The organism is Clostridioides sp. ES-W-0016-02, from assembly GCF_020641035.1.
GTDB lineage: Bacteria > Bacillota > Clostridia > Peptostreptococcales > Peptostreptococcaceae > Clostridioides.
The window spans coordinates 950052-975273 of sequence record NZ_CP061361.1; the positions used below are offsets into that span (position 1 = coordinate 950052).

Below are 25222 nucleotides of genomic sequence, written 5' to 3' on the forward strand. Positions count from 1 at the left end.
AGTGGTTTTTTTGGTAACAATAAGCAAAAAGAAATTCAAGCAAAAATTTGAAGTGAAAATGTATAGCTTATATGCACAGTCTATCAAGGAAGCTACTGATGAACAATTGTTAAATGTATTATGTAGTCTACTGAAAGATGAAATAGCAAAAAAATGGGTTGCTACGAAATTAGATAAGAAAAAAGAGGTTTATTATTTTAGTCTAGAGTTTTTAATAGGAAGACAATTAAAATCTAATTTACTAAATTTAAATATTGAAGAAGAAGTTAGAGAAGGATTACTAGAATTAGGAATTAACTTAGATGATTTAATCAAAGCTGAGGTAGACCCAGCCATAGGGAATGGTGGTCTTGGAAGATTAGCAGCATGTTTTTTAGATTCTATGGCATCTTTGAACATAAGTGGTCAAGGATATGGAATTAGATATAAATATGGTTTATTTGAACAAAAATTTGTAAATGGTTATCAGGTCGAAGTACCTGATAACTGGCTTACAGAAGGACGTTATGCATGGGAAACTGTAAGACCAAATGAAGCGACGATGGTAAAGTTTGGTGGAGAAGTAGAGTTGATTAAGGAGGGAAACCATTTAAAAGTAGTCCATAAAAACTATCTTCCTGTAATGGCAATGCCTTATGATATCCCAATAATCGGATACCAAAATCAGTGTATCAATACTTTAAGATTATTTAAAAGTGAGATACCAAAAAGAGACTTTGGAGAACTTACTTCAAATGCTCTAAATTATTCAGGAAGTTATGAAGAGGCCCTAAAACACAAGTACTATACTGAAGAAATTTCACAGGTGTTGTATCCTGATGATTCAAATTATGCAGGAAAATTATTGAGACTGAAGCAAGAGTATTTCTTTGTAAGTGCAGGTGTACAAGATATAATAAGGAAGTATAAAAAGAATAAACTAAACATCAGTAATTTATTTGATAAGGTGGCAATTCATATAAATGATACACATCCTACCTTGTGTATACCAGAACTTATGAGAATTTTACTTGATGAAGAAGGCTTATCTTGGGATGAAGCATGGCAGATAACTAAAAAAACAGTATCTTATACTAATCATACTATAATGTCAGAAGCAATGGAAAAGTGGCCTGTAAGTATGATAAAAGAGCTATTACCAAGAATTTATATGATAATAGAAGAAATAAACAGAAGGTATGTAGAAGAATTAAATAATAAAGGATATGACCAAGATAAAATAAAAAGAATGAGTATAATAGACTGGGACAACATAAATATGGCAAATTTATGTATTGTAACAAGTCACAGTGTAAATGGAGTTGCTAAGCTTCATACTCAAATTCTTGAAACAGAAGTTTTAAAAGATTTTTATCAAGACGAACCAAATAAATTTAACAATAAAACTAATGGAATTGCACATAGAAGATGGCTTATAAGTTCAAATCCGCAACTTAGCAATTTAATAACAGATTTAATTGGTGATTCATGGAAAACAGATACTTTACAGCTAAAGAATATTGAAAAATTTAAAAATGATTCTTCTGTTTTAAAAAGACTTGATGATATAAAATACAATAATAAAGTAAATTTAGCAAATTTTATAAATGATAAATACGATTTAAATATCGACCCTAATTCTATATTTGATGTTCAGGTTAAGAGGTTGCATGCTTATAAAAGGCAGCTATTGAATATTTTTAATGTACTCCATATGTATCATGAATTACTTGACAATCCTAATTTAAATATTGACCCAAGAACTTTTATATTTGGAGCAAAAGCTGCACCAGGATATTATTTAGCCAAGTGCATAATTAAATTTATAAATTCAGTTGCAAGTACTATAAATAATGATGTTAGAGTAAAGGACAAGTTAAAAGTCGTATTTATAGAGAATTATGGTGTATCATTAGCAGAGATAATAATACCAGCAGCAAATGTGAGTGAACAAATTTCAACGACAACAAAAGAAGCATCAGGAACAAGTAATATGAAGTTTATGATGAATGGTGCTATAACTTTAGCAACATTAGATGGTGCAAATGTAGAAATATGTGAACAAGTAGGAAAAGAAAATATGTTTTTATTTGGACTTAGTGCAGAGCAAGTACTTAATTATAATAAGTTTGGTGGATATTCTTCACTTGACTTGTATCATTCTAACATGGATATAAAAAGAGTAGTAGATGACTTAATAAATGGATTTATTCCTAACCTAGGTGAAGAAGGTAGAAGTATTTATAATTCACTTACCACTTACAATGATGAATACTTTGTATTGAGGGATTTTGAAAATTATGGGCAAGCTCAAGCAAATATAAACAAACTATATCGTGATAAAGAAAAATGGAATACAATGTCTTTGGTTAATATAGCTAATTCAGGATTTTTTTCTTCTGATAGAACAATTTCTGAATATGCAAAAGACATTTGGTTTAAAAGGGTGTGATTATAAATGCAAAACATAATAGAATATAACTCTTGGGATAAAAATTTTAAGGCTCCGTTTGGAGCTTTAAAATTTGATGAAGAATTGATGATTAATGTCAAAGTAAATGAAGGATATAATGTTGAGTCTATTTCCCTAGAAATAAACAAAGAAGATGAATCAAAAACAATAATTTTAAATGAAGAATTAAACAATAATACACTTAGAAAGTATTTTTATTGTAAGGTTGGAAAATTTGATACAACTGGTGTTTATTTTTATTATTTTAAAGTGATTGCTGAAATAAATGGTGAGAAAAAGACTGTATTCTATGGAAAGAATAGAGAAAATGGATACACTTGTGAATATAATTATAATGATATCAATAAATATCAAATTACTGTTTATAGAGACTTTAAAGTGCCAAACTGGTACAAAGAAGGAGTACTTTACCATATATTTGTAGATAGATTTAACAATGGAAATCGTAATGGGAAGGTTGATAATCCTAAAAAAAACAGCTTTATATATGGCAATTGGGACGATATACCTATGTACATAAAGGACAATAGAGGGGATATTATAAGATGGGATTTTCATGGTGGAAATTTAAGGGGAATAATTAATAAACTTGGGTATCTAAAAAAATTAGGAGTGAGTATATTATATCTGAGTCCTATATTTGAAGCTTCTAGTAATCACAAGTATGACACAGGAAATTATAAAAAGATTGACCCTATGTTTGGAGATGAAGATACATTTAAAGAATTAATTGATAAAGCAAAAGAAAAAGATATATCAATAGTACTTGATGGTGTTTTTAGTCACACTGGAGCAGATAGTAAGTATTTTAATATGTATGGAAATTATGATAGTTTAGGTGCATATCAATCAAAAGAATCACCATATTATTCATGGTATGTGTTTGAAGAATTTCCTCATAAATATAAAAGTTGGTGGGATATAAAGACCTTGCCAAATACAAATGAATTAGAAAAAAGCTATATGGATTATATAATATATGACAAGGATAGTGTCATAAACAAATGGATGAATATGGGGATTAAAGGATGGCGATTGGATGTTGCAGATGAACTGCCAACTGAGTTTATAAGAGAGCTGAGAAAGCAACTAAAAGAAGCTGATAATGACTCTATACTTATAGGGGAAGTATGGGAAGATGCCTCAAATAAGATTAGTTATGGTCAAAGGAGAAGCTATTTATTAGGTGAAGAATTAGATTCTGTTATGGGATATCCATTTAGAAATAATATGTTTTCATTTTTAAAAGGAGAAATTAATTCATATGAACTTAGCAATAAATATATGCAAATTAAAGAAAATTATCCAGAAGAATCATTTAAGTCTAATTTAAATTTAATTGGAACACATGATGTCACAAGAGCTAAAACTGAATTAAATAATGATATAGATTTGATGAAACTTGCTGTAGCTACGCAGATGACATTTGAAGGAGTACCATATATATACTATGGAGATGAGGCAGGTCTTTGTGGAGATGTAGACCCAGACAATAGAAGAACATATCCATGGAAAAATGAAGATGAAGATATGTTAAATTTTTATAAAAATATTATAAAAATCAGAAATAAAAATAAAATTTTAAGTTCTGGAGAAACAGAATTTATATATACTAAAAATGACAATGTGTTTGCATTTATAAGATTTAATGAATATAATGATAGGATACTGATTTTAATAAATAGAAGTAACAATCCTGAAAATATATCATTAAATATAGAAGGTAACTTTATAGAGGAAATACCTATAAAGTATAATCTTAAAAATATAAATAAAAATATACAGATAGAAAACAATGAATTAAAAATCCATATGGATTCTAAATCATTTATTATTTTTAGTGTATTTTAAGTATAATAATTTAAGTTAAAAATAAAAATGTAGCAAAAATTTTGATTTATCAAAGGTTTTGCTACATTTTTGTTTTAAATTATCATAAAAATTTTAGTATTTCAAAATATACAAAGAAGTGTAAAAAATATAGAAGTTATGATATTATATAGATAAGTAAGATAAAACAAAACCTCTCTACTGAAGTTGTAGGGAGATTTAACTTTTATAATCTTAATATGGAGGAGTGTCTTATGAAAGTAGATCCACTTACAACTCAAGTCTATGACTATATATCAAAAAAAATCCAAAATGGAGAGTATGAAGCTAATCAGAGAATTACTGAATCTGAAATTTGTAACTCTATTGGAGTTAGTAGAACACCAGCAAGGGAAGCACTAACGAGGTTGGCAGGTGAAAATTTACTAGAAAAGATACCTAATAAGGGATTTGTGGTAAAAGAGTTTCAGGAAAAGGAAAAACTAGACACATACTCTGTAATTGGTATGTTAGATGCGTTAGCAGGCTCTTCATCTTTAGAAAATTTAACTGAATCAGATTTAATAAAAATGGACGAGTTAACAGAAATGATGGCTATCTCTATAAAGTATAAAAATTACAATAACTACTTAAAACTAAGCAATGAATTTCACGATATATACATAGCAAAATCAGATAATCAGGTGTTAATAAATATGTTGAACTCTCTTAGATATAATTTTATGTCAAAGTCATATACTAGCGACAATGAAGAAGAATTGTATAAAATGCTAACTTACAGCAATAATCAACATATTGAGGCAGTGAAGTTTATGAGAGCAAAGGATTCAGAAAATGTTGAAGCAATTTTAAGAAAACATTGGAAAACGATACCTATAGCAGAGATGGAATAAGAGAAGCTTTTAAAAGCTTCTCTTATTTTTTTATAATTCTATCATTATTTTATTATTTTTAATATATAAATATCAATATAAAATTAATTAAAAATACAATTAATTTTATATTGATATTTATAGGTTAATGTAGTACTATTTTAATGCAAAATATAAAGGGAGGGGATAATATAAAAACATATTTTTCAATAGGAGAAGTGTCTAGACTTTTTGATTTATCAATAAAAACTCTAAGATACTACGATAAAGTAGGTATATTAAAACCAGCATATGTAAATCAAGAAAATAAATATAGGTATTATTCAAGAGAACAATTTATGAGTATAGATGTAATTAAGTACTGTAAGATTATGGGGATGGCTCTTGAAGATATAAAAAAATTAATTGATTCAGACAGTTCAATTGATTCTATGATGAATACAATTGATAGACAAAATAAAATGATAGAAAATAAAATAAAAGAACTATCAGATGTGAAAAATTATCTAAATGATATAGAATTTAAAGTAAATGAATTGTTAAAATATGATTTAAATAATGTATTTATAAAATACAATAAAGAAAGAAAAGTAAATGTATATAAATGTAATTCAAAGGATGAAGTGGAACTTGAGATGTATCTGAGACATATTATTTTACACATTCAAGATAAGTATAATGATGTATATCCTATAATCTCAGGTAGTATTTCATATGAGAAAGTAATCAAAGAAGGTAAAGCATTATTATATGATGATATAGTAGATTTTAAAGAAAGAGAAGAATATGAGAATGAGCATATTTTACCAGCAGGTGAATATTTAACAATTATATATGATGATAATTGGAATAATGCCTATGATTATTATCAAAAAATAATAGATTATGCAAAGAATAATAATATAGAACTTGTTGGAAATTTTAATGAAATATGGATGCTTTCCAGAGTAGATTCAGATACAAAAGAAAAGACATTGGTTCAATTAGAAATAAGAAAAAAATAGTATACAAAAAAACTTGACTCTACCCTCAGAGGATAGATTAGTATTTTATATAGTGAAATAATATTTATTATAATAATCTATGGGAGGGAGATTTTTAATGGCAAAAAAATTTTTAGAGTATGCTATACCATCAGCTCTTGCTATGTTTGTATCATCATTTAATACAATATTAGATGGAATATTTTTGGGAAAAGGACTAGGCGATTCAGCACTTACAGCTGTTAGTATAGTAATGCCTCTTGTAATGGTATTTTTAGGATTATCCAGTTTAATGGCAGTTGGAGGAGGAGTACTAGTCTCCAAAAAATTTGGTTCTAGAGATGATGAAAGGGCTGTAAATATATTTAGACAAGTGATAAAAATCTTAATAATAGGTAGTTTATCTCTTACAATAATTTGTATACTTTTTTCAGAGCATATAGTTAGAATTATGGGAGCAACAGAAAATTTAGTAGGATTATCTTCTGAATATTTAACATTTTATGCTATTTTCTGTCTACCAAATTTGCTAGGTCTTGTTTTTTGTAGTTTTTTAAGAAATGATGGAAGACCAAAACTTGCTATGATAGCTACTGTGTCAGGAACAATATTTCATATAACTTTAAATTATCTATTTATATTTAAGCTTGGATTTGGTGTAAAAAGTGCAGCAATTGCAAGTGGCTTAGGTCAACTATCTACACTTATAATAATGTTACCTCATTTTATGTTTAAAAAAGGTAAGTTATCTTTTGGTTCAGCAAAGATAGAAAAGGGTGTTTTAAAAGAATTATTTAATATAGGATTTCCCTCATTCTTTGCAGAGAGTGCTTTTTCAATAATTATACTTGCACATAATATAGTTTTGACAAGAGTTGTTGGAGATGTAGGTCTTTCTGCTTATGCTGTAGTAAACTATGTAACTACTAATATTTATAATCTCTTAATGGGTATAACTTTAGGTGTTCAACCACTTATAAGCTATAATTTTGGTTCTAAAGAAAGTAAAAAAATGTTAGGCTATTATAATATGGCAACAAAAATGAGTTTCTTTGTATCTATAATGTTTACAGTAATATGTTTTTTATTTGGAAAAGAAATTATAAAAATATTTACAAGTGATAGAGAAATTATTTTAATGGCCTATGTTGCACTTAATATGGCTAATTTAGCCTATCTTATGATTGGGAAGAATTTGACAACTATGATGTATTATCAGGCGATAGAAATGCCAGTACATTCTAATATTATAGGCGTTTTACGTTCAATCCTACTGTTGCCAATTATACTACTTGTTTTTTCTAAGTTATTTGGAGTAAATGGAATATGGGTAAGTATGGCTGTTTCAGAACTTTTAACAGTTATAATTATGAGTAAAGTAGCAAATATAAAGGAATGTACAAAAAATGCTATAAGTCTATAATGTTATGATACTATAAATCTAGAGTAGTGAATTTATTTACTACTCTATTTTTGTTTGTACAAATAGAATTTATTCTATAGTATTAGATTAAATTTTAATAATTTTTATAAAAAATTTAAATCTACAAATATGAAAATTATTTAGTTACACTAAACTATGGATTTTAATATATAAAATAAAAATAGTATAAAAGTTTAGTAATAGAATACATACTAATTAAAAATATTAAACTTAAAGCGTTAGTAAAACTTGAAAAAAATAAAAATAAAAAATTGACTAAAAATAAGAAAGTTTACAAATACTAATTTTAAAAAAAATTAATATAAACAATAAAAAATATAAAAGTTTATAAATATTGATAACACTAAGGTATAGGTTTTTGATATGAAATAAAAAAATACTTGTAAAAATACTCGTTTGTTAATATAATAAATATCATGAGTTTAATAAAAGTAAAAATAAAAAATAGAAATAATAAATAAAAACAATGAAAATATTAGAATATAGAGAGGGGATGAATTTAAAGTCATGGACAGTGAGTTCGCAAATGCAGTTGAATTGAACTATGAATGTGCTCCATTATTGGAATCATTAAAAGAATATTCAAAAAGAGATATAGCTTGCTTTGATGTACCTGGACATGTGAAAAATAGAGGTGTAGATATATTAAATAAATATCTAGGTGAAAATCTCATGAAAATGGATATAAACTCATCACCCACTATGGATAATGTATCTAATCCAACTGGAGTCATAAAAAATGCACAAGATTTATTAGCACAGGCTTATATGGCTGATGAAGCATTCTTTATAACTAATGGTACTACACAAGCAATACATGCAATGATTTTAAGTGTAATAAATCCAGGAGAAAAAGTATTGCTACCAAGAAATATTCATAAGTCAGTAATAAATGCTTTAATACTTTGTGGAGGAATACCAATATTTATACAACCAGAATTTGATGAGCAATTAGGTATAAGTTTAAATATTACTATTGATAAAGTTAAAGAGGAAATAGAAAAAAACTGCGATATAAAAGCTTTATTTTTACTTAATCCAACTTATTATGGTGCTTGTGCAGACCTTGAGAGCATCATAGAATTATGTCATAAAAATAATCTTTTAGTATTAGTAGATGAAGCTCATGGTGCTCATTTTCCATTTCATTTAGATTTACCTCCTTCTGCAATAAGTTTAGGAGCAGATATGGTGGCTGTAAGTATACATAAAACTGGAGGAGCATTGACACAATCTTCAGCACTTTTATTGAATAGAGAAAATATAAGAGTTGAAAAAGTACTTCAGTCAATCAACATGTTACAGTCTACATCTGCATCTTATTTACTTATGGCAAGTATAGATGGAGCAAGAGTTAACCTAGTTGAAAATGGAGAAGAACAATTATCAAAAGCATTAAATTTATCTAGATATGCAAAAGCTAGATTAAATAAAATAGATGGAATAGATGTTTTGTCTACCGAAATATTAAAAAGAAAAGGTGTTAAATTTATAGATGAAACTAAATTATGTATAAATGTAAAAGGGTTAAATTTAACTGGTTTTGAAGTGTATGATTTGTTGTATAAAAAGTTTTCAATTCAAGTAGAACTAGGCGATTTGTACAATATCTTGGCACTTGTGTCTATTGGAACCAACAAATCAGATATTGACAGATTGGTTAAGGCTCTTTCTATAATTGAAAAAAATTATAGAAAAGAAACCAAGTTAAATGAGTTTAATATGATTCAAATAAATCCAACTATTGAGCTTAATCCGCGAGAAGCTTTTTATGCATCTAAAGAAAGCATAGATATTAAGTCATGCATAGGTAGAATTTGTGGAGAATCAATAATGGCATACCCACCAGGCATACCAATTGTTACTCCAGGAGAATTAATAACAAAAGAAATTATGGAGTATATTGTTTTTTTAAAAAAGAGTAATGCATATTTGACTGATATGCAAGATAAAAACTTAGATACAATACTCGTTATAAAATAAATTGTGTTATTGGATAAATACAATAGTACATATAAATATGTAAAAGGAGTTGGGATTGAAATGAAATTTGAAACACTAGGAAGACATATACTAGTAGAATACTATAACTGTGATGAGAGTATACTTAAAGACCCACATCTTATAGAAAATTTTATGAATGATTCAGCATTAAACGCAAAGGCTACAATTGTTGATTCTGTATTTCACCATTTTAATCCTTGGGGGGTTTCAGGTGCTGTAATAATTGCTGAATCTCATTTGACAATACATACTTGGCCTGAATATGGTTATGCAGCGGCGGATTTTTTCACTTGTGGTGATATAGACCCATGGAAAAGTTTTGAATTATTGGAACAGCTTCTAAAATCAGAAAGAAGTGAGTCCACAGAAATTCCAAGAGGATTGACAACAAAAATAAAAAAATATTCAAAAAAAGATTTAGGTAAAATCACTCATAAACCTGAAGCAGTATAAACGTAAAATAGATAAATGAAAGTGAGGATTATTATATGGAACTTTGGTATACAGAGGAATGGACAAAAAATGTAAGATTTTCTATAAAAGTAGATAGACATTTGTTTGAAGGAAAATCTGAATTTCAAAGAATAGATGTGTTTGATAGTGAGGAATTTGGTAAGTTTCTGACAATAGATGGTTTAATGATGGTGACATATAAAGATGAGTTTATATATCATGACATGATAACTCATGTTCCTATGGCTACAAATCTAAATATTAAAAAAGTCTTAGTTATAGGTGGTGGAGATGGCGGTACAGTAAGAGAGTTAAGTCGTTATCCTAAAATAGAAAAAATTGATATGGTTGAAATAGATAAAATGGTTGTGGATGTGTCTAAAGAGTATATAGATATATGTTCGTGTAAATTAGATGATGAAAGAGTAAATTTATATTTTGAAGATGGAGTTAAATTTGTTAAGGAAGCTTATGACAAATCTTATGACCTTATAATAGTAGATTCAACTGACCCAATAGGACCAGGAGAAGGACTTTTTTCAAATGATTTTTATAGAGATTGTTATAGAATACTAACTGATGATGGAATTTTGGTAAATCAAAGTGAAAGTCCTTATTTCGAGTTTAATGCTAAGGAAATGAAAAGAGCCAACGATAAGTTAAAAGGGATATTTCCAATAGCTAAAGTTTATCAAGCACATATACCAACATATCCATCTGGACATTGGTTATTTGGCTTTGCTTCAAAAAAACTAGACCCAATAAAGAATCAAGATAGAGATGGCTGGGAAAAATTAAATTTAAAAACGAAGTATTATAATAGTGATATCCATTTAGGTTCATTTATGTTACCTCAATATGTAAAGGAGATGCTAAATGAAGAGTAATTTCTATCATATAAATACATTTATGGGTATGGATAAAAGTTATGAAGAATCAAATCTGATAGTGTTTGGAGTAGGGTTTGATGGAACTACTTCAAATAGACCTGGAGCTAGATTTGCAAGTAGCTCAATGAGAAAAGAATTTTATGGTCTTGAGACATATAGTCCTTTTTTAGACTTGGATTTAGAAGATTATAATATATGTGATTATGGAGATTTGGAAATTAGTGTTGGAGATACAGAACAAGTTTTGAAAGAAATATATGATGAAACTGCTAGTATAGTTGAAGATTTAAAGATTCCATTTATGATTGGTGGAGAACATCTAGTTACTTTACCAGCCTTTAAAGCAGTTTATGAGAAGTATAATGATGTGTATGTAATTCATTTTGATGCTCACACAGATTTAAGAGAAGAATATAATAACAGTAAAAATTCTCATGCAACAGTAATTAAAAGAGTATGGGATATTGTTGGAGATGATAAAATATTTCAATTTGGAATAAGGTCTGGAACAAGAGAAGAATTTAAGTTTGCAATAGAACAAAAACATACCTATATGGAAGTCGGTGGAATAAATACATTTGAAAAGATAATTAATAAATTGAATGGGAAAAATGTTTATTTAACTATAGATTTAGATGTGTTGGATGCATCTGTATTTCCAGGAACAGGCACGCCAGAACCTGGTGGTATAAATTATAGAGAATTTCAAGATGTTTTTAAGATTATAAAAAAATCTAATATAAATATAGTTGGTTGTGATATTGTAGAGCTTAGCCCTGATTATGATACGACAGGAGTATCAACAGTTATAGCATGCAAAGTATTGAGAGAATTATGTTTAATAATATCAAGTAAATTTAGGTAGAGAAGTCTGTATAAATAATATACTATAAAATAAAGAAGTTACTTTAAATAAGTTGTTTTAAGCTTAGCACTTTTTTAAGGTAACTTCTTTATTTTTTAAACAATAAATTTAAACAATAAAAAAGAGCCTTATGTAGCTCCTTTTTCTAAAATATATATATTTAAATTAAATAATTATATTCTATTTACGTTTTCAGCTTGAGGTCCTCTATTACCTTGAGTTATATCAAAGCTAACCTTTTCGCCTTCTTCTAAAGTTTTGTATCCATCAGTTTGTATAGCTGAGAAATGTACAAAAACATCATCTTCTCCTTCTACTGATATGAATCCAAATCCTTTTTCACTATTAAACCATTTTACTATTCCGTTTTTCATTATAAAAAAACCTCCGCTTTATTAAAAAATACAAACTAAATAAATTAAGTCTGTTCTATTAATATAGCATAAATTTTAAAAAAAAGCAATTGAAATTTTAAAAAAAGTTAATCAATTTTATAATTTAAAAAAATTTATTAAAAAATATATTAATAATGAAAGAAAATAAAATAGAAATCTGAGAGAGTCTGGTAAATTTAATATCAAAAAATGTAATATATAAATTGAAAAATAAAAAATAAAATTTAAAAAAATAATAAAAAATATTATAAAATAGGTTAAAAATAAAATTTAAAAATAGTGAAATTTCAGAAATATCACTATTATTATATAATAAAATAAAAAAACAATATATGAATTCGATAAAATAAAAATTAAATATATAATATTTTACATATATATTAATAAAAGGAAATATTATGCTATAATAATACCGTATAAAATTATTTACGGGGGTGGTATTAACATGTTTCAATTTGAAACACAAATACACAAATTAAGACATGATGTTTTAACTGCAATAGCTAGGCTTGGAAAAGAAGATAACCTTACAAGAGAAGCAATGGATAATATTCAATATGAAATAATAAAAGGCGAGAAACCTACATACAGATGTTGTGTTTATAAAGAAAGAGCTATAATATCTGAAAGAGTAAATGTAAGTATGGGACTATTGCCAGGTCAAGATAAAATAGATTTAGATACAATGGATGTAGGAGAAGATGAACAAATAATATATATTTTAGAAGCAGCATGTGATAGTTGCCCAATAAATGAATTTACAGTAACTGATATCTGTAGAGGTTGTTTAGCACATAGATGTAAAGAAGCTTGTAAATTTGGGGCTATTACACATGTTGGAGGAATGGCTTATATAAATCATGAATTATGTAAGGCTTGTGGAATGTGTAAAAAAGCTTGTCAGTATGATGCCATCTCAGAGGTTGTAAGACCATGTAAGAGCGTATGTCCAACTAATGCTTTAGGGTTTGATAGAGAAAATATGAAAGCTATGATACATGAAGATAAATGTTTAAACTGTGGTGCTTGTATGTCAGCATGCCCATTTGGAGCGATATCTGATAAGAGTTTGATAGCTCCAGTAGCTAGAAAATTAGTACAAAAAGAAAAAATGTACGCAGTAGTAGCTCCAGCTATAACAGGTCAAGTTGAAGCAAATGTTACATATGGTCAAATAAAAAATGCTATAAAATCATTAGGTTTTGTCGATGTACTAGAGGCAGCTTGTGGAGCAGATGCAGTTACAGTTCATGAAAGTTTAGAGTTTGCTGAAAGAATGGAAAAAGGAGACACTTTTATGACAAACTCTTGTTGCCCAGGATTTGTTGGTTACATAGAAAAGACATTCCCAGACCTTGTAGGAAAAATATCTTCTACTGTATCTCCTATGATAGCTAGTGGAAGATTTATAAAAAATTATGAACCTGATGCAAAAGTAGTATTTATAGGTCCTTGTACAGCTAAAAAGAATGAAGCAGCTAAAAAGGAATTAAAAGGAGCTGTTGACTATGTACTAACTTTTGAAGAAATAATGGCACTATTTGAAGCCTTTGATATAGACTTAGCTAAGTGTTCAAATGAAGATATAGATGATGCATCAATATTTGGAAGAGGCTTTGGTGCTGCTGGTGGACTTACAAAAGCTATAGAAAATTATCTTGCTGAAAAAGGTATTGGAGTTAATTTCGAACCTGTAAAAATTTCTGGTTCAAGAGAGATTAAGAAGACAATTACTATGGCTAATTTAGGGAAATTAGAAGGAAACTTTATAGAAGGTATGATGTGCGAAGGTGGATGTATTAATGGTTCTGGTAAGTTCTTACTAGGAGCAAAAGCTAAAGCTACATTTGATAGAAAAAATTCTCAATCAACTAAGAAAAGTGTTTTAGCAAATACAAAAATAAAAGATTTTAGTGATATAAATCTAGAAAAATAAATCTATAGATAATCATAAAAAATATAGATGGAGAATAGAGTTGTTCTAAGTTGTAATTTAACATTAGGATAACTCTATTTTTATTTAGATTTATATCAAGATGTTTAAGTACTTAAAATAAAAATTAGATATATAATATTTTGTATATAACTTAACAAAAACTATGCCTGTGTTATAATAATTTATGGAAATAAATAAAAAATACAATATACATAATAGTATAAATATAGGTGAAATAGGTGATTTATAGGGAGGAGTACTTATGTTTGAGTTCGAAACACAGCTAAAAAGATTAAAACATGAAGTTTTAACAGTTGTAGCAAAGTTATCAATTGAAGAAAATTTAACAAAAGAAAATATAGAAAAAATTCCATATGAAATAATTAAAGGAGAGAAAGCAAGATATAGATGTTGCGTTTATAAAGAGAGAGAGGTAGTTCTTGAACGAGCACAGCTTGCACTGAGTTTGACACCAAATGCTAAATATGAAAATATAAATCCAGATTCAGTAAATTTAGGTTCTAATGAGCAAATTATGTATATAGTAGAAGCTGCATGTGATAGATGTCCAATAAATGAATTTACAGTAACAGAACTTTGTAGAGGGTGTTTGGCACATAGATGTAAAGAAGCTTGTAAGTTTGGAGCAATTTCTTATATAAATGGAAGAGCTTATATAAACCATGATTTATGCAAAGCTTGTGGAATGTGTAAAAGTTCATGTCAATATGATGCTATCTCAGAAGTTGTAAGACCATGTAAAAGTGTATGCCCAACTGGGGCGTTAGATTTTAACAGGGATACTATGAAGGCTATGATACATGAAGATAATTGTATAAATTGTGGTGCATGCATGTCAGCCTGTCCATTTGGAGCAATATGTGACAAGAGTTTGATAGCACCAGTTGCAAAAAAACTTGCAAGAAAAGAAAATATGTATGCTATAGTAGCTCCAGCAATAACAGGTCAAATTGATAGTAATATTACATATGGACAATTAAAAAATGCTGTAAAATCACTAGGATTTATAGATATGATAGAAGCTTCTTGTGGAGCAGATGCAGTTACAGTTCATGAAAGTAATGAATTTATTGAAAGAATAAAATCTGGAGATAAGTATATGACCAATTCATGTTGTCCTGGCTTCTTTAAGTATATAGAGAAGATGTTCCCAGATGAAGTTGATAAAATATCTTCTACAGTATCACCTATGGTAGCCACAGGAAGATTCGTAAAAAAATTTGATTCTGATGCTAAGGTAGTATTTATAGGTCCATGTACTGCAAAAAAGAGTGAGGCAACTGAGGAATGTTTAAAAGATGCAGTAGATTATGTACTTACTTTTGAAGAATTAATGGCATTATTTGAAGCTTTTAATGTAGATTTGTCAAAATGCTCAAATGATGATATAAATGATGGTTCAATTTTTGGAAGAGGATTTGGAGCATCTGGTGGGCTCACAAAATCAATACAAAATTATATTGCTGAAAAAGGTATCAGTTTTGATTTTGAGCCTATAAAAGTTTCTGGACCAAGACAAATTAAGAAAACAATGACAATGGCTAAATTAGGTAGATTAGAAGGTAATTTTATAGAAGGAATGATGTGCGAAGAAGGCTGTATTAATGGAGCTGGTAAGTTCTTATCAGGTGCAAAAGCTAAAAATACTTTTGATAGAAAAAATGGACAGTCAACTAAGAAGAGTGTTTTATCTAATGATAAAATAAAAGAGTTTGAAGATTTAAATTTAGAAAGATAGTATTAATTAATATTTTAAAAAATACTTAGTTACAATTATAAAACTAAACTATTTGTTATATTTAATGCCACAAATATGCCTAGAATTTGCCCTTTTTCTAGGTGTATTTTATTATGTCAGCATTGCTATACTATAAATATGTAATAAATAAAATTTATAGGAGCTTTTGGATGAAGAAAATAATATTAAAAGACATCATGTTTTTAATTACAACAGTATCTTTGATTGCAGTTCTATTGATTGTAGTAAATGTAACTGCTAATGGTAAGACAGAGTCAACAAGTAAATCTTATTTAGATAGTGAGAAAAATAGTATGAGTCAAAATAATATTCAAAATGATATAGGAAATACTGCATTTAAAACTACTATACTAAATACTGGAAAGTCAGATTGCATATTAATTGAGATAGGCAAAAAAGCCATAATGATTGATACAGGAGAAGATAAAGATGGTGAACAAATAGTTAATAAGTTAAAAGAAAAAGGAATAAATACACTTGATTATCTAATTTTAACTCATTTAGATAAAGACCATATAGGTGGAGTTGATAGTGTGTTGTCCAGTGTTAAAGTGAATAATTTAATACAAGCAAATTATAAAAAAGACAGTAAACAATATGATGAATATGTTAACTCACTTAAAAAAACTGGTATAGAGCCCATAATATTGAAAGAAAAAATGAATATTGTAGTTAATAATGCAAATATAAGCATACAACCAGCTTTAAAAAGTGAGTATGAGAGTTCAAACGATTACTCAATAATCACTAGTATAAATTATGGCACACACAATTTTTTATTTGCAGGAGATGCAGAAGAAGAACGTTTAGCTGAATTTATAAGTGAAAATACTTTAAAATACGATTTTGTGAAAATTCCTCATCATGGAAGGTATGATAAATTAAGTGAAGCATTTTTAAAATCTATTTCACCAAAATATGCTGCTATTACTTGCTCACAAAAAAAAGAACCTGATAAAGAAGTATTAGAAATATTAAAAAAATTAGATATAAAAACTTTTCTTACTTAATAATGGAGAGATAGTTATAGATAGTGATGGAAATAAATTAAGTGTAAGTCAATAGTGTTTTCTGAAAAATTGTATAAAAAAATTTAAAAAAATCATTAGCAAATATAAGACCTTAAACATAGTATATTTTAGGAGCTGAAACTCCACATACAAAATAACTAGGAGGTAACATATTATGTTGGATAGATTTTTTGGTGAAGGCGGATTTGGCGGATGTGCTTGGTGGATAATAATATTATTTTTCTTATTCTTAGCATTCCAAGACTGTTGGGCTGAGATGGACTTATGTGCATGGATACCTTTCTTAATATTATTATTAATACTTTGCGAATGTGGTGACGGTTTTGATGGAGGATGTGGATGCTAAAAAAATCAATTTAAATGATTTAAAAAAGCTTATGGTGGGTATAAACAAAATACCAAACCAATCACAATCTAGTGTTTGAAGGTAGTCGGAGATCCCCCGCTACCTTCTTTTTTTTATTATTTAAAATTTATTTATTCATCATTTTATTTACATACAATAATTTTTTCTATAAAGTTTGGTATAATTAAAAAGAAAATAAATTTTATTTATAGGAGATGTAAATATGGCTATAGTGGATAAGATTTTCAATGAGATAAAATTGATGGTTGCAAGATTCTTATTGGGGAAAAAATACAGTGAATATGAAGAGAAAGATTTAGTATATAATACTGAAGAAGAAGTTATATTAATAACCTTGAAAAGATTAGTTTTCCAGGGAAATGTGAATGAAGCAGAAGAAATTTTATTTGATAAAGCTAAAACTGTAAATAGTGAAAATATGCAGTATATAGCAATAGAATTTTATACTATGCTTATGGAAAAAACTGATGAAGAATTAGAGGCTATGAATTTTTCTAAACAAGAAGTTTATCAAGGGATAGAAGATATTAGGAAAGTTTTAAATTTAGAATAAAGCATGTATAAATATATTAAAATAAATTAATGTTAAGATGAGAATATTATATTTTATATATTTAAATATAATATTCTTATTTTATTAATAATATAAGTATATCTTATTTACCATAAAACTATCTTGAAAAAAATTAATCTTAAATGTATAATATTACTTTGAGTGAAAAAGTATTAACATTTTTTTATAAGATGTTTTACTAAAAAAATATATATAAATATACTGTTATCAAAAAGAAATTTAATTTAGTGAGGTGTTAAGATGAAAATAGGATTTGACCACAAAAAATATTTAGAAGAGCAGTCTAAATATATCTTAGAAAGAGTAAATAATTTTGACAAGCTTTATTTGGAGTTTGGAGGAAAATTAATGGGAGACCTTCATGCAAAAAGAGTACTTCCAGGGTTTGATGAAAATGCAAAGATAAAAGTATTACAACATATGAAAGAAAAAGTTGAAGTTGTAATTTGTGTGTATGCAGGAGATATAGAAAGAAATAAAATAAGAGGTGACTTTGGTATCACTTATGATATGGAAGTTTTAAGATTAATAGATGATTTAAGAGGTTATGAGCTAGATGTAAACAGTGTAGTAATCACTAGATTTGAGGGACAACCTGCAACGACTGTATTCATAAATAAGTTAGAGCGTAGAGGAATCAAAGTTTATAAACATTATCCAACAAAGGGATATCCTTCAGATGTTGAAACTATAGTTAGTGATGAAGGATATGGAGCAAATGATTATATAGAAACTACAAAGCCAATTGTAGTAGTAACAGCACCAGGACCTAATAGTGGAAAACTTGGTACTTGTTTAAGTCAGTTATACCATGAAAATAAAAGAGGAAATGTAGTTGGATATTCTAAATTTGAAACATTCCCAGTTTGGAATATACCTGTGAAACATCCTTTAAACATAGCTTATGAGGCAGCTACAGTAGATTTAAAAGACGTAAATATGATAGATTCATTCCATCTTGAAACGTATGGTGAAATGTCAGTAAACTATAATAGAGATTTAGAGTTATTCCCAGTGCTAAAAAAAATAATAGAAAAAATAACTGGAAAAGAATCAATTTTCCAATCTCCAACTGACATGGGTGTTAATAGAGTTGGTTTTGGAATAATAGATGATGAAGTAATAAGAAAAGCTTCTATAGAAGAAATTATAAGAAGATACTTTAAAACTGCTTGTGAGTATAAAAAGGGACAAGTTGATAAAGGTGCTTATGATAGAATGAAAATGATTATGGAAGAGCTTAATTTAAAGCCAGAAGATAGAAACGTTGTTTTACCTGCTAGAAATTACAGTAATAAGTTAAAAGAAAATGCTGATAAAAATGATACTTGTCCTGTAGTGGCACTAGAATTAGAAGATGGGACAATATTAACTGGTAAAGGTTCTGACTTAATGAATGGAACAGCAGCAGCAGTACTGAATGCAATTAAGCATTTAGCTAATATATCTGATGATATGCACTTAATATCACCTGTAATATTAGAGCCTATTATAAATTTAAAAACAAAAACTTTAGCAAGTAGAAATGTTTCACTTAGTTGTCAAGAGGTTTTAACTGCTCTTAGTATTTGTGCTGTAACTAATCCAACTGCACAATTTGCTATGGAAAAGTTAGCTTTATTAAAAGGGTGTCAAGCACATTCTACTACTATATTAAATAGAGATGATGAACAAACATTTAGAAAGCTTGGTATAGATGTAACTTGTGACCCAGAGTATCCTTCACAAAATCTTTACTATAGCTAAAAATATAATTATACAAAAAAATATGGGCTGTTTTAAAGTAATAGTTTGAGCAGTCCATTACAATTATAATAAAATCAGTAGACTGTCTTGTATAAGGCAGTCTTTTATTTTTAAAACATCCCATTTAAATTAATATATATACTGTTATCCATAAGGAATTTTAATTTAGTTCCTTGGAATACCTATTGTAAAGCTTTTACCTAGTTTTTGCAAGTGTTTTTTATGATTTTTTATAAATTGTATTGAATTAATTGATTATAAACTGTTTTAGTAAGAGAAAGTATTGACATATAAATAAAATAGATGAAAAAATAGCATAAAGAAACATAAGTTTGGTATAATTAAAACAGTGATGTAAATAAATTTAATCTAGTTATACTTTAAGGTGATAAGAATGGAATTTTATAGAAAAATAATTCATATAGATATGGATGCTTTTTATGCGTCTATAGAACAAAGAGACAATAAAAAATTAAAAGGTAGACCTGTGGTTGTTGGTGGAAATCCACAAAGCAGAGGAGTAGTTGCAACGTGTTCTTATGAGGCTAGAAAATTTGGCATACATTCAGCTATGCCATCCACTGTAGCTTACAATAGATGTCCATATGCAGTTTTTGTAAGACCTAGATTTGAGGTATATAAAAGTGTATCAAATCAAATAAGAAATATATTTTATAGATACACAGATTTAGTAGAGCCACTATCTTTAGATGAAGCATATTTAGATGTAACAAAAAATAAAAAGAATATTGATTCATCAATTGAAATAGCAAAGCAAATTAAAAGAGATATATTTAGGGAAGTTGGACTTACATCTTCAGCGGGTATCTCATATAATAAGTTTCTTGCTAAGATAGCATCAGACTTAAAAAAGCCTAATGGTTTGACTGTAATAAATGAAGAAAATGCTCAGGATTTTTTAGATAAATTGCCTGTAAATAAATTTTTTGGTGTTGGAAAAGTCACTTCAAATACTCTTAAAAATTTAGGGATAAAAACAGGATATGATTTAAGGTGTTTAGATTTATTTGAACTTGAGAACATATTTAAGAAAAAAGGATATGACTTATATAAATTTGCAAGGGGTATAGATGATAGACCAGTAGAGCCAAATAGAGTTAGAAAATCTGTTGGAGCAGAGACTACACTAAGTCATAACTTGGATATTGACGAAGAGGAAACACGTAATATCCTTGATGAACTTTGTGAGGAAGTGTGCCATAGATTAAAAAACTCTGAGAAATTTGGAAAGACGTTGACATTAAAAGTTAAGTATGAGGATTTTACACAGATAACTAGAAGTCTTAGTTTAGAACATTATATTGATGAATATAATGATATAAGAAATAGTGTTGACAATTTATTGAGAAATGTTGAAATGAATGGAAAACAAATTAGACTATTAGGAGTTACAATATCAAACTTAAGCGACAAAAAAGAAACTTACAAAGACATTACTTTATTTGAGTATATGGATAGTATTCAGTGATGACTATTTGTTTAAATGAATGAATTAACACTAGCCTTAATTATATATAATTAAGGCTAGTGTTGTATTGTTTTATTAAGATTTTTTTATTTTTTTTTATATCTTTTAAATTTGAGTATTGTATACAAATACTTGATATTTATAGTAATGTTTACTAATATGTATTAACCCAAAAGTCGTACTTTGTTTACATAAAGGGGATATTGTGATATAATTATAAAAACAACTTATTGCGTTGGCAAGGGTTGCTTGTCGAAAGAGGGGATGATAAATTATGATAGAGATAAGAAACGTAACCAAGAAAATGGGAAATAATGTAATATTAGATGATATTTCTCTAGCTGTCGAAACAGGCACATTGGTAGTTTTAATTGGCTCAAGTGGTTGTGGGAAAACTACTACTTTGAAGCTTATAAACAAATTAATAAAACCTACATCTGGTGAAATATATATTAATGGTAAACCAATTTCTCAAGAAAATGAAATAGAACTTAGAAGGAAAATAGGATATGTTATACAGAACACAGGTCTATTTCCTCATCTTACAATAAAAGAGAATATAGAGTTAATTCCACGTTTAAAAAAGGAAAAGTCAGTTGAAGAAATTGAGGCAAGAACTTTACAATTACTTGAAATGGTAGGTCTTGATAGTGATGATTTTTTAAATAAGTATCCTTCAGAGCTTAGTGGGGGTCAACAGCAAAGAATTGGTGTTGCAAGAGCCATTGCAACTGATGCTGAAATAATATTAATGGATGAGCCTTTTAGTGCTTTAGACCCAATAACAAGAACATCTTTACAAGAACAATTATTTTCTCTTCAAGATGAACTGAAAAAAACTATAATATTTGTAACTCATGATATGGATGAAGCTTTAAAGATAGCTGATAAGATTTGTATTATGAAAGATGGAAGAATAGCGCAGTATGATACTCCAGAGAACATACTTAGAAATCCAGCAAATGATTTTGTAAAAGACTTTATTGGAGAAGATAGAGTCTGGGATAATCCAGAATATATAAAAGCAAAAGATATTATGATAAAAAATCCTATTGCTGTTAATTCAACAAGAACTGTAACTCAAGGTATAGAAATTATGAGAACGAGTAAGGTTGATAGCTTACTAATCATAGATAGAGCTAGAACACTAAAAGGTATTGTCACTGTAAAAGATATGAAAGACCGTCATGATAAATCGACATTGCTTGGTGATATTATGTCAAGAGAGCCTTTGCATGTAAATGAAGGTGATAATTTAGTAGAAATACTAAATATAATGAACTGTAATTCAGTTGGATATATTCCAGTTGTTTCAAGTGAAAATAAATTAGTAGGACTGATTACTAGAAGTAGTTTACTTTCTGTTTTAAGTGAGCAATTCCTAGAGATGGAGGTGAGTGTTCTTGGATAATTTTTTTAATTTTATACTATTGCAAAAAGATAAGATTATAGAGCTTTTGATACAACATATGAGCTTAACTGTTACATCTATTTTGATAGCTATACTAGTGGGTGTTCCTCTAGGAATAATTATTTCAAGAATACCATCTCTTAGAAAAATTGTGCTTGGATTTGTAAACTTAGTTCAAGCAGTTCCATCAATGGCACTTTTGGGTCTTCTTGTACCAGTACTTGGTATAGGAAGCAAACCAGCAATATTTATGGTAGTAGTATATTCATTATTACCAATTGTAAAGAACACATATATAGGTATAACAAGTATTGACCCAGTAGTATTAGAATCGGCTAAAGGTATTGGTCTTACAAGAAATCAAACTTTATTTAAAATACAGTTTCCTTTAGCTTTGCCTATAATAATGGGTGGGGTTAGAATTTCTGCTGTTACAGCGGTTGGTCTTATGACTCTTGCAGCATTTATAGGTGCTGGTGGTCTGGGATATTTAGTATTTTCAGGTGTACAAACTGTAAATAACAATATGATTTTAGCAGGAGCAATTCCATCATGTATAATTGCATTGCTAGTTGATTATTTATTTAGTAAGATTGAAGTTGCAGTTACTCCAAAAGGCTTAAATCCAAAGGCTCCAAAGAAAAATTATATAGGGCTTAAAGTAGTATCTGCTATAATAATTATTGCAATGTTATTTGTTACTTTTGGTTCAAGTTTTTCAAGCAAAAAAGAGACAATAACTATAGGTTCAAAAGATTATACAGAACAACTTATTCTTGGTAATGTTTATGCTGAATTGATAGAGAAAAATACAGACCTTAATGTTAAAAAGAATTTAAATCTAGGTGGTTCATCTGTTGCATTTAATGCTATTAAATCTGGTGAACTTGATATGTATGTAGATTATACAGGTACACTTTTAGTAAATGTAATGAAGCATGCTCCAATTAAAGATGCTGATGAAGCATATAAAGTTGTTAAAGATACTATGGAAAAAGAGAATCAATTAACTTTACTTGACCCTATTGGATTTAACAATACTTATACATTAGCCATGATGCCTAAAACTGCTGAGAAATATGGAATAAACACTATTTCTGATTTAACTAAATATAGTAGTGACTTTACTTTCTCACCAACTTTAGAGTTTGAAAATAGAGAAGATGGTTTTGTAGGTATTTCTAGAGATTATGGTCTAAAATTCAAAGATATAAAAGCTATGAATGGAAGTTTAAGATATACAGCTTTAGATAATAATGAATCTCAAGTTGTAGATGCGTTTTTAACTGATGGTCTTATTAAGAAGTTTAATCTTAAGATATTAGAAGATGACAAAAACTTCTTTGTTCCATATTATGCGGCTCCATTAGTGAGACAAGATACTCTTAAGAAATATCCTGAGTTAGAAAAAGTGATGAATATGCTTTCAGGAAAAATAAATGAAGAAACTATGAGAGAACTTAACTATCAAGTTGATGAGCTTGGAAAATCACCAGAAGAGGTTGCTCATTCATTCTTAGTTAAAGAAGGTTTAGTATAGAAAATTAATAGTTTATATTATGAACTTAAGTTATAGATAGTATTTTAAATACTATTTATAACTTATTTTTTTGTATACAAAACCTATATTATGATTTTTAATTCATAATTAATTTTTAAATTGAATGAACAAGTACAACCAACTTTGAATATAAATATAGTAAGTGTGCATATATACAATTTGCTTTATCTAGTCAATTGATATTGATACATAGTCTTTTTTCGATTAAGTCGAAGGGAGGAGGTATACAGTTATGGATAATTATAAAAAAGTGAAGCAAGTGTTATGGATAATTTTATTTGCCAATTTTGCTGTAGCATTATTAAAAATAATTATTGGTAATAAAATTAAAAGTTATAGTATGACAGCAGATGGGTTTCATTCTCTGTCAGATGGAGCATCTAATATAGTAGGATTAATAGGTATTTTTTTTGCATCTAAACCAAAAGATAAAGATCATCCTTATGGGCATAAAAAATTTGAAATTATAACCAGTTTATTTATTAGTGGTATGCTATTTGTTATAGCAGTTAAGATAATTCTTAGTTCTATATCAAGACTGGCAAACCCAGTTACACCTTCTATAACTATAGAAAGTTTAATTGCTCTAGTCATTACTCTTTTTATAAATATTTTTGTCTGTATATATGAGTATAGAGTTGGAACTAAACTGAATAGTTATGTCTTAATTTCAGACTCATTGCATACAAGAAGTGATATATTTGTGTCTTTAGGAGTATTGGTTACTTTAGTTGGTGTTAAGTTAGGATTTCCAGTAATAATAGAATCTGTAGTTCCTATTATTATTTCTGGGTTTATAATTTATTCAGCTTATGGAATATTTAAACCGTCTATTGGAATTTTAGTTGATAGAGTAGCTGTAGATGAAGAGTATATAAGGGAAATTGTATTTGAATTTAATGAAGTGAGAGATGTTCATAATATTAGAAGTAGAGGTAGTAAGAGTGTTATTTATATTGATATGCATGTAATGGTAGACCCATTTATAAGTGTAGAGCAATCACATGACTTAACACATAAAATTGAGAAACAAATACAAGAAGAAATTAATGAAAATGCTCAGGTAATAGTGCATATTGAACCTTTTTATAGCTTTTAATTTGATTATAAAGACATAAGTATAAAAATTTATAATTCAT

At 27.9% G+C, this 25222-nt stretch carries 19 protein-coding genes and 1 pseudogene; 19 read left to right on the plus strand and 1 reads right to left on the minus strand.

From position 1 onward, the window contains the following. The first annotated feature begins 10 nt into the window (after window positions 1–10). The 9 genes from IC758_RS04755 to speB all read left to right on the plus strand — a co-directional run bounded on the left by IC758_RS04755 (window position 11) and on the right by speB (window position 11793). Window positions 11–2431, plus strand: a complete 2421-nt coding sequence (locus IC758_RS04755; protein WP_227860794.1) for a glycogen/starch/alpha-glucan phosphorylase — start codon at window positions 11–13, stop codon at window positions 2429–2431. A 6-nt stretch (window positions 2432–2437) separates the two neighbouring features. Then, window positions 2438–4303 (plus strand): glycoside hydrolase family 13 protein, encoded by a 1866-nt coding sequence (locus tag IC758_RS04760; protein ID WP_227436761.1) that lies wholly within the window; start codon window positions 2438–2440, stop codon window positions 4301–4303. 233 nt (window positions 4304–4536) lie between these two features. Further along, window positions 4537–5175, plus strand: a complete 639-nt coding sequence (locus IC758_RS04765; protein ID WP_227436760.1) for a GntR family transcriptional regulator — start codon at window positions 4537–4539, stop codon at window positions 5173–5175. A gap of 143 nt (window positions 5176–5318) precedes the next feature. Then, complete coding sequence (locus IC758_RS04770) at window positions 5319–6158, plus strand: MerR family transcriptional regulator (RefSeq protein WP_227436759.1); 840 nt, start codon at window positions 5319–5321, stop codon at window positions 6156–6158. Window positions 6159–6255: 97 nt separating this feature from the next. After that, window positions 6256–7560, plus strand: a complete 1305-nt coding sequence (locus IC758_RS04775; protein ID WP_227855789.1) for an MATE family efflux transporter — start codon at window positions 6256–6258, stop codon at window positions 7558–7560. 528 nt (window positions 7561–8088) lie between these two features. After that, complete coding sequence (locus tag IC758_RS04780) at window positions 8089–9564, plus strand: aminotransferase class I/II-fold pyridoxal phosphate-dependent enzyme (RefSeq protein WP_227855788.1); 1476 nt, start codon at window positions 8089–8091, stop codon at window positions 9562–9564. A 60-nt stretch (window positions 9565–9624) separates the two neighbouring features. Then, window positions 9625–10038 (plus strand): adenosylmethionine decarboxylase, encoded by a 414-nt coding sequence (gene speD / locus IC758_RS04785; RefSeq protein WP_227436754.1) that lies wholly within the window; start codon window positions 9625–9627, stop codon window positions 10036–10038. A 35-nt stretch (window positions 10039–10073) separates the two neighbouring features. Continuing rightward, window positions 10074–10925, plus strand: coding sequence for a polyamine aminopropyltransferase (speE, locus tag IC758_RS04790; RefSeq protein ID WP_227436752.1), 852 nt, complete (start codon window positions 10074–10076; stop codon window positions 10923–10925). Continuing rightward, window positions 10915–11793 (plus strand): agmatinase, encoded by an 879-nt coding sequence (gene speB / locus IC758_RS04795; protein ID WP_227436751.1) that lies wholly within the window; start codon window positions 10915–10917, stop codon window positions 11791–11793. The genes speE and speB overlap by 11 nt, the downstream gene beginning before the upstream one ends. Window positions 11794–11966: 173 nt before the next feature. Here the strand turns inward: speB and IC758_RS04800 are convergent, their stop codons facing one another. Then, the gene (locus IC758_RS04800) at window positions 11967–12167 is read right to left on the minus strand and encodes a cold-shock protein (protein WP_227436749.1); all 201 of its coding nucleotides are present in this window, start codon (window positions 12165–12167) and stop codon (window positions 11967–11969) included. Window positions 12168–12633: 466 nt separating this feature from the next. Between IC758_RS04800 and IC758_RS04805 the strand changes: the two genes are divergently transcribed. The 10 genes and pseudogenes from IC758_RS04805 (at window position 12634) to IC758_RS04850 (ending at window position 25182) form a co-directional block, all read left to right on the plus strand. After that, complete coding sequence (locus IC758_RS04805) at window positions 12634–14124, plus strand: 4Fe-4S dicluster domain-containing protein (RefSeq protein ID WP_227482949.1); 1491 nt, start codon at window positions 12634–12636, stop codon at window positions 14122–14124. A gap of 262 nt (window positions 14125–14386) precedes the next feature. Further along, on the plus strand, window positions 14387–15883 hold the full coding sequence (locus tag IC758_RS04810; RefSeq protein WP_227436744.1) for a 4Fe-4S dicluster domain-containing protein: 1497 nt from the start codon (window positions 14387–14389) through the stop codon (window positions 15881–15883). Window positions 15884–16053: 170 nt separating this feature from the next. Further along, a pseudogene (locus tag IC758_RS04815) lies at window positions 16054–16969 on the plus strand (ComEC/Rec2 family competence protein). Window positions 16970–17089: 120 nt separating this feature from the next. Further along, the gene (locus IC758_RS04820; protein WP_054272897.1) at window positions 17090–17281 is read left to right on the plus strand and encodes a hypothetical protein; all 192 of its coding nucleotides are present in this window, start codon (window positions 17090–17092) and stop codon (window positions 17279–17281) included. A gap of 223 nt (window positions 17282–17504) precedes the next feature. Further along, on the plus strand, window positions 17505–17855 hold the full coding sequence (locus tag IC758_RS04825) for a DUF6483 family protein (protein ID WP_227436740.1): 351 nt from the start codon (window positions 17505–17507) through the stop codon (window positions 17853–17855). Between the two features lie 261 nt (window positions 17856–18116). Beyond that, complete coding sequence (locus IC758_RS04830; protein WP_227436738.1) at window positions 18117–19622, plus strand: DUF1846 domain-containing protein; 1506 nt, start codon at window positions 18117–18119, stop codon at window positions 19620–19622. A gap of 394 nt (window positions 19623–20016) precedes the next feature. Continuing rightward, the gene (gene dinB / locus IC758_RS04835; RefSeq protein ID WP_227482947.1) at window positions 20017–21111 is read left to right on the plus strand and encodes a DNA polymerase IV; all 1095 of its coding nucleotides are present in this window, start codon (window positions 20017–20019) and stop codon (window positions 21109–21111) included. Between the two features lie 274 nt (window positions 21112–21385). After that, entirely contained in the window at window positions 21386–22522 is a 1137-nt protein-coding gene (locus IC758_RS04840) for an ABC transporter ATP-binding protein (RefSeq protein WP_227436734.1), read from the plus strand. Next, entirely contained in the window at window positions 22515–24062 is a 1548-nt protein-coding gene (locus tag IC758_RS04845; RefSeq protein ID WP_227855786.1) for a glycine betaine ABC transporter substrate-binding protein, read from the plus strand. The genes IC758_RS04840 and IC758_RS04845 overlap by 8 nt, the downstream gene beginning before the upstream one ends. 253 nt (window positions 24063–24315) lie before the next feature. Beyond that, entirely contained in the window at window positions 24316–25182 is an 867-nt protein-coding gene (locus IC758_RS04850) for a cation diffusion facilitator family transporter (protein ID WP_227436730.1), read from the plus strand. Window positions 25183–25222: the final 40 nt, after the last annotated feature.